We start from the raw sequence: 6,650 nt of genomic DNA on the forward strand, positions 1-6,650 counted from the left end.
CGGCATGCGGTTCTGCAGCGAACCCACTACCCAGAAGCGATAGGAATCAAAGGTCTGCGAATTGTAGAGCGTGATGATCCCGGTGGCGGCGCCGAGGCAGGCCGAGATGGCGGCACCGGCAAGGATCAGCCGCACCTGCTGCACCGACGAACCGGTATTGCCGCTAAGCCGATAGACCAGCGCCGCGGTCGCGGCGCAGCCGGCCATGGCAAACCACACATAGCCGGAAAAATTGGTGATCCCGAATACCGAAATGGCGATGACGACGAAAAAGGCCGCGCCGGCATTGATGCCCAGGAGCCCCGGCGCTGCCAGTGGATTGCGCGTCAGAGCCTGCATCATGGCGCCGCTGAGGCCAAGGCCCATCCCCACCAGAATGCCCAGCAGCGTGCGCGGCATGCGCAATTGCCAAACGATGATGGCGTCGCGTCCGCCATCCGGCGCGACCAGTGCACTCCACACCACGTCGAGCGATATCGACCGCGCTCCAACGCCGATGCTCAGTAGCACCAGCAGGGCCAGCAGCGCGGCGAGTCCCAAAAGCCCTGCGACGCGCCTGAACCGGTAGGATGGGCCGCGCCATGTCGTGGAAATCGCAGTCACAGTGCACAAGGTTTAATTTGACTATTACACTCCCCTTATCATAGCTTTGTAGCGCTTGCTACATTTCTGGACGCATGATCATGCAGATTTCTCGTCGCGGCTTGGCCGCCATTTCCCTCGCTATCCTGACACTGGGTGCCCCCGTTTTTGCACAGGATGCCGTGAACACGGCGCCGCGCACCCTGGTCGACCTGGGCAGCGATGCCGCAGACGGCGTGTTCCCCCGCACGGTCAAACATGTCCTCGGTGAAACCACGCTCGAGAGCGAGCCCAAGCGCATCGCCATCATTTCGACTGGCCAGTTCGACAGTGCCCTGGCTGTAGGCGTCGTGCCGGTGGCCACCACCCGCGGGAATGGTCAGACAGGCCTCGTCGATCCCTATCTGGTGGCGGCCTATCCCGATCTGGCCACCCAGTTCGACGACGTGCTTGATCTCGGCCTGCGCCTCGAAATCGACCTCGAGGCCCTTGCCGAAGCCCGCCCCGACCTGATCCTGGTCAATGCCGCCGAGGACACGCCGAAAGAGCGCGCCCAGTATGAAACCCTGTCCAAGATCGCGCCCACCGTCGTGACCAATGCCACCGGCGTCAACTGGAAGGTCATTTATCTGCTGACCGCCGATGCGCTCGGCCGTCGCGACCGGGCCCAGGCTTTCCTTGATCAGTATCATGCCGATGCGGATGCTTTCGCGGCAACCGTCGCTGACAATCCCCCTGCCGTGTCGTTCATCCAGTCGACCGGCGACCGCACCCGGATCTTCGGTGTGCCATCCTTTGCCGGCAGCATTGCCGAGGATATGGGCCTTGCCCGTCCCGATACGCAGACCTTTGCCAAGACCTCGGAAGACATCAGCACCGAGCTGCTTGATCAGGCCGATGGCGACTGGATTTTCTATGCCGGCCGTGGCGACGGCATCAAGGTCATCACCGAAGCCCCGCTCTGGGCTACGCTGGAAGGCGTCGCTGCCGACCACGCCGTTGAGGTGGATTTCGACCCCTTCTTCTTCAATGCCGGCCCGACCGCCGCACGCATCGTGTTCGACAAGATTTCGTCCACGATCAACTGATCTCTGCCAATCGCTGTGCAGGGCGGGGCCTCATTGGTCCCGCCCCCCTTCATTTTTGGATTTCCTTTTCATGACGTCCCTTGCCCCCACGAGCCTGGACGATACCGGCAGCCGTGTCGCTGATGGCATATTTCCGCGCCAGCTCCGCCACGAGGCAGGCGAATTGCTGATCGAACGTGAACCGCGCAGCATTGCGGTGATCTCCACCGGCCAGCTCGATTGCGCAACGACGCTCGGCTTGGTCCCCGTAGCGGCAACGCAGGGCCATGGCACCGGCACCTTTGAGCCCTATCTCACTTACATCTATCCCCGTTATGCTCGCGCACTGGGTAGCCTCACTGACCTGGGTGACCGCAAGGCGCCCGATCTCAACGTCTTTCGCGCTCTCAAGCCCGATCTGATCTTCATGAATCTCGCGGGGGACCGGCAGGAAAACTACGCGGCCCTGGCCGAGATCGCCCCGGTGGTCGTTACGCGCGGCAAGGGGTTCAACTGGCAGGTCGATTTCCTGCTGATGGCCCAAGCCCTAGGTCGGGCCGGGCAGGCGCAGGCGTTTCTCGATCGCTTCCACGCCGACAGCGCTGCTGCCCGTCCGCGCCAGGAGACCATATCCTTCGTCCAGTCCAATGGCAGGCGGCTGACCGTGATGGGCCGCCAATCCTTTGTCGGCACCATTGCCGAGGATATGGGGCTTATCCGGCCCGTTTCCCAACGCTTCGATGCCACGTCGAAGAACCTCGAGCCGCATGAGATCGACGCCGTCGACGCCGATTGGATCGTCTATGCCGGCCAGGGGACAGGCCTCGACATGATCCGGTCCATGCCTGGCTGGGCGGATCTTGCGGCCGTGCGCGCAGGCCGTGCCGTCGAGGTGGACTACCAGCCCTTCTTCAACAATGCCGGCGCGACCGCAGCACGGATCGTGCTCGACCAGCTCATCGGCCTCTTTCAGGAATAGAAATGTCTGATTTCATCGCCCCCACCGAAGTTCCCGCCGGCAAGGGCAGCAATGCAGAGGATGGCGTCTTCCCGCGCGACGTTACCCATTTCTTCGGCACCATGACCGTGCAGGCAAAACCGCAACGCCTCGTGGTCCTTGCCACCGGGCAGCTCGACCAGGCCATCAATCTCGGCGTGGTGCCGGTCGGCACGACCATCAATGGTTTTCCCGATGCCGTGCCATCGTACCTTGCCGATAAATTCCCCCAACATGCGGAAGCCATTGCTGCCATCAAGCCGGTCGGCGCCCGCACGGAACTCGATTTCCACGCCATCGCCGCGCTCAAGCCCGACGTGATCGTCGGAACCGCAGCCGGTGCCCATGGTCGTGCCTTCAACGAGCTCAATGCGATCGCCCCCACCTTCCTCACCGAGGGCTATGGCTATAACTGGAAGCAGGATTTCCGTCTGTTTGCCGAACTCCTGGGTGAGCGAGAAAAGGCGACGCAGATCATGGCCGCCTATCACGCCCGTGCTGCCCGGATGCGCCAGCGCCTTATTGAGGCCGGCCGAAATGGCGACGAGGTTTCCTTTGGCCGCAACGCCAAGAAGGGCCTCGAAATCTACGGCGAGAAGGCTTTCGTCGGCACGATCGCCTGGGATCTGGGCCTTGCCCGACCAGCTTCGCAGCGCTTTGATGCCATCATTCGCCAGATCACGCCGGACCAGTTGGCCGACATGGACGGCGATTGGCTGTTCTTCTCCGAAGCCCCGGCCATGCCGCGCGCGCAGGAGGATCGTGCTGCCATCGAAGCGACCTGGCCCCAACTCAAGGCCGTCCGCAACGGCAAGACCCAGGACGTATTGATCGAGCCCTGGTTCACGATGGTCGCCCCGACGGCCGCCAGCACCGTGCTGGACGGGATCGAAGCGGCACTGCTCGCCTAGTCTGCCTCGCTCAGGAACCCGCCCGACTGGCGGCTCCATAGACTTGCATAGCGCCCACCGGCTTCGAGCAATTGCCGGTGGGTGCCTTGTTCGATAATGCGTCCCGCTTCCATCACCACCAGCCGGTCCATGGCCGCAATGGTAGAAAGCCGATGGGCGATGGCAATCACCGTCTTGCCCGCCATCAACAGTTCGAACTGCGCCTGAATGGCCGCCTCGACCTCGCTGTCGAGCGCCGAGGTCGCCTCGTCCAGTAACAGGATCGGCGCGTCTTTCAGCAGCACGCGGGCAATGGCCACGCGCTGCCGCTGGCCACCCGAGAGCTTGATACCGCGCTCGCCGACATAGGCGTCGTAACCGCCGCGTTTCTTGAAATCTGTGAGATTGCCGATGAAGTCATGTGCCTGGGCGATCTGCGCCGCCGCCACGACCTCGTCCTCACGCGCATCGGGTCGGCCATAGGCCAGGTTTTCTCGTACACTCCGATGCAGCAGCGACGTGTCCTGCGTGACGACGCCAATGCTGGTGCGCAGGCTTTCCTGCGTGACTCCGGCAATGTCCTGCCCATCGATAACGATGCGCCCCTCATCGAGATCATAAAAGCGCAGCAGCAGGTTCATCAGCGTCGATTTCCCGGCGCCCGAGCGCCCCACAATGCCGACGCGTTCGCCCGGCGCAATGGTGAGGTCGAAATCCTCGATCACCGGATGGCCTGGATGATAGAAGAAGCGCACTCGCTCGAAGCGGATCTCGCCCCTGGCGATCTGCAGCGGCTGCGCCCCGGGGACATCGACCACGCCATGCGGCAGCGCCACGCCCGTGGATGAATTCTGGGCCACGCCAAAATTGCGCATCATCACATTGAACTGGTTGAGCAGGCCCAGCAGCATCTGGTTGAGCCGCAGCAGCAGGCCAAGCGTGAAGGCCACGGCGCCTGTTGTCATCACCCCGTTTGACCACAGCTCGATCGATTGCGCCGCCGCCGCGATGATGGCGAGGCCCGAAAGCAGGATGGCCATGACCGAGGCATTTGTCACCGTATTGGCGCCACGCCGTCCGGCCGCGAGGAACCGCTCGAAGCCGCGGCGAATATGCCCGTCATTGTGCCGGTCGGTGCCAAACAGTTTCAGCGTGCTGATATTGGAAAAGGCATCGACCACCGTGCCATGCAACGCCGACTGCGCCTCGGCGGTCTCGGCGGTGTTGCGCCGGATGCGGGGCAAGGAGCGCCACGCGATCAGCCCGAACAGGCCCAGCCACACGGCAACGATCAGCGCCAGCCGCAAGTCGAGCGTCGCCACCATGATCAGCGTCGTGGCCGTATAGACCACGATATACCAGCCGGTCTGGATCAGGTTGATCGAGAAGTCGCCGACCGACGGGCCGCTCTGCCAGACTTTCTGGGCGATCGAGCCGGCAAAGTCATTGTTGAAATAGGCCATGTTCTGGCGCGACACATGTAGCCAGGCCTGCCAGCGCACCATGGAGTGAAAGCCCAGCGATATGGTGATGGTTTCGAGCGCAATCAGTGTCCATGAAAACAGCGTCCGACCGCCCAGCACCACGAGGGCCATGGCCAGCAGTTCCCAGCCGTGATTGCCGATCAGCCCCTGCCACCCGCTGGCAGGGTCGGCCGCGCCCAGCAGGTCTACCAGCCGACCGACGAAGTAGAAGACCGCGGCATCGATCAGTGCGACCATTCCGCTAGCCACCAGCAGCGCGCCGAAAGGTGCCTTGGCCTGCCGCAGATAGTGCCAGAAAAATCCCATGATATCGGCCGGCGGCTCATGGTCTTCGCGCGGGCGGAAGGGGTCGAGCAGTCCGGCAAACCAGCTGTTGATGGGGTTCAGCTTGCCGCTCATCCCAATTCTCCCTGCAGGTGATCCAGCCGCAGCCGGTGACGCTCGTCGGTGAGACGGGTCAGGGCCAGCGTTATGGCGATGACAATGCTGGCCGTCGAGACGGCGCCGAGCAGGAACATCAGGAAAATCTGTGATTGCGCCGCCACCAGCGGATCCTGCCCGGCCAGCACCTGGCCGCTCATGATCCCGGGCAGGGTGATGATCCCGGCGCCCGCCATCTGGTTGATGACATTGATCGTGCCGGTGCGCGCCGCCCTCTGCATCAGCCTCTGCATGGCCTGGCGCTTGCTATGGCCCAGTGCCAGCTGCGCCTCGATGGCATCGCGCTCCGAGACCAGCCCGTCCATCAGCGCCGTAAGGCCCACGCTCGCCGCATTCATCGCGGTTCCCAGCACGATGCCGGCGATCGGAATGACCACCTGCGGCGCCGTCCAGTCCTGCGTCAGCGACACACTGCCCAGCGCAAACAGCGAGACGAACAGCGTAGAGGCACTGACCGCAGCGCCGCTGACCAGAAAGGTCCAGCCGCCGGCTAGCTTGCGCTCCTGCCGTGCGGCCACTTCATAGCTCGCGGCCAGCACCATGAACACCACGAGACCCGCGGTCAGCCACGGATTGGTCATGGCGAAAATGCTGCGCAGTAGCAGCCCCAACAGCAGCAATTGCACTACCATGCGTGCCGCCGCGATCAGCATGGAGCGGTGAATGCCCAGCTTCAGCATCAGCGAAAGGCCAGCGCTGGTCAGCACCAGCACCGCCGCCACGATCAATTCGAGCGTCGTGAACCCCGTGCTCATCGGCGGATCTCGATCGTATTTTCGGCCATTCGCTTCAATTGCTCCCCATCATGGGAAACCAGCACCAGGCCCATGCCCGCCGTCATTTTCTCGGCGATCAGCGCCTCGACCGCCGCAGTCGCAGCCTGGTCCAGTGCCGAGGTCGGCTCGTCCAGCAGCAGAAAGCTCGGACTATTCTCCAGCGATCGCAGCAGGGCCATGCGCTGTCGCTCCCCGGTCGAGAGCTGTGCTGGTCCCTTGTCGAACAGGTTTGGCGCCAATCCGATCCGCTTCGCCAGGACTTTGGACGTGTCGATGTCGGCAAAATGCTCGACGACCCGATCTGCCCACCAGCCGGAAACAGCGGCACAATAGCGTATATCACGTCGCCAGCTCGGTGCCTGCATGGCGGAGCAGGCGACACCATCGAGCCTTGCCTCACCCTGATGCGGCAT

General features: G+C 63.2%; 7 protein-coding genes. 3 read left to right on the forward strand and 4 right to left on the reverse strand.

Features of this window, described 5'->3' with window-relative positions; genetic code table 11:
• Positions 1 to 603 (reverse strand): iron chelate uptake ABC transporter family permease subunit (locus J0I64_RS12545; RefSeq protein ID WP_291408673.1); only part of this gene is annotated, 603 nt, incomplete at its 3' end.
• An 80-nt stretch (positions 604 to 683) separates the two neighbouring features.
• Between J0I64_RS12545 and J0I64_RS12550 the strand changes: the two genes are divergently transcribed.
• The 3 genes from J0I64_RS12550 (at position 684) to J0I64_RS12560 (ending at position 3,557) form a co-directional block, all read left to right on the forward strand.
• The gene (locus tag J0I64_RS12550; protein WP_291408675.1) at positions 684 to 1,670 is read left to right on the forward strand and encodes an iron-siderophore ABC transporter substrate-binding protein; all 987 of its coding nucleotides are present in this window, start codon (positions 684 to 686) and stop codon (positions 1,668 to 1,670) included.
• A 70-nt stretch (positions 1,671 to 1,740) separates the two neighbouring features.
• Positions 1,741 to 2,628, forward strand: a complete 888-nt coding sequence (locus J0I64_RS12555; protein ID WP_291408677.1) for an ABC transporter substrate-binding protein — start codon at positions 1,741 to 1,743, stop codon at positions 2,626 to 2,628.
• 2 nt (positions 2,629 to 2,630) lie between these two features.
• Positions 2,631 to 3,557 carry an iron-siderophore ABC transporter substrate-binding protein gene (locus tag J0I64_RS12560; RefSeq protein ID WP_291408679.1) on the forward strand — a complete coding sequence of 309 codons (927 nt, stop codon included), beginning with the start codon at positions 2,631 to 2,633 and terminating at the stop codon, positions 3,555 to 3,557.
• Here J0I64_RS12560 and J0I64_RS12565 read toward each other — a convergent pair.
• The 3 genes from J0I64_RS12565 to J0I64_RS12575 form a co-directional block, all read right to left on the reverse strand.
• The gene (locus J0I64_RS12565; protein ID WP_291408680.1) at positions 3,554 to 5,419 is read right to left on the reverse strand and encodes an ABC transporter ATP-binding protein; all 1,866 of its coding nucleotides are present in this window, start codon (positions 5,417 to 5,419) and stop codon (positions 3,554 to 3,556) included. The two genes, J0I64_RS12560 and J0I64_RS12565, sit on opposite strands and share 4 nt — an antisense overlap.
• Positions 5,416 to 6,216, reverse strand: a complete 801-nt coding sequence (locus J0I64_RS12570) for an ABC transporter permease (protein ID WP_291408682.1) — start codon at positions 6,214 to 6,216, stop codon at positions 5,416 to 5,418. The genes J0I64_RS12565 and J0I64_RS12570 overlap by 4 nt, the downstream gene beginning before the upstream one ends.
• Positions 6,213 to 6,650 (reverse strand): ATP-binding cassette domain-containing protein (locus J0I64_RS12575; protein WP_291408684.1); only part of this gene is annotated, 438 nt, incomplete at its 5' end. The genes J0I64_RS12575 and J0I64_RS12570, both read right to left, overlap by 4 nt.

It is taken from the genome of Devosia sp., from assembly GCF_017307565.1.
GTDB lineage: Bacteria > Pseudomonadota > Alphaproteobacteria > Rhizobiales > Devosiaceae > Devosia.

What these genes read in the sequence shown, in the direction of transcription:
- J0I64_RS12560 (WP_291408679.1), top strand. Translation starts at nt 2,631, where the DNA reads ATGTCTGATTTCATCGCCCCCACCGAAGTTCCCGCCGGCAAGGGCAGC.
- J0I64_RS12550 (WP_291408675.1), top strand. Translation starts at nt 684, where the DNA reads ATGCAGATTTCTCGTCGCGGCTTGGCCGCCATTTCCCTCGCTATCCTG.
- J0I64_RS12565 (WP_291408680.1), bottom strand. Translation starts at nt 5,419, where the DNA reads ATGAGCGGCAAGCTGAACCCCATCAACAGCTGGTTTGCCGGACTGCTC.
- J0I64_RS12570 (WP_291408682.1), bottom strand. Translation starts at nt 6,216, where the DNA reads ATGAGCACGGGGTTCACGACGCTCGAATTGATCGTGGCGGCGGTGCTG.
- J0I64_RS12555 (WP_291408677.1), top strand. Translation starts at nt 1,741, where the DNA reads ATGACGTCCCTTGCCCCCACGAGCCTGGACGATACCGGCAGCCGTGTC.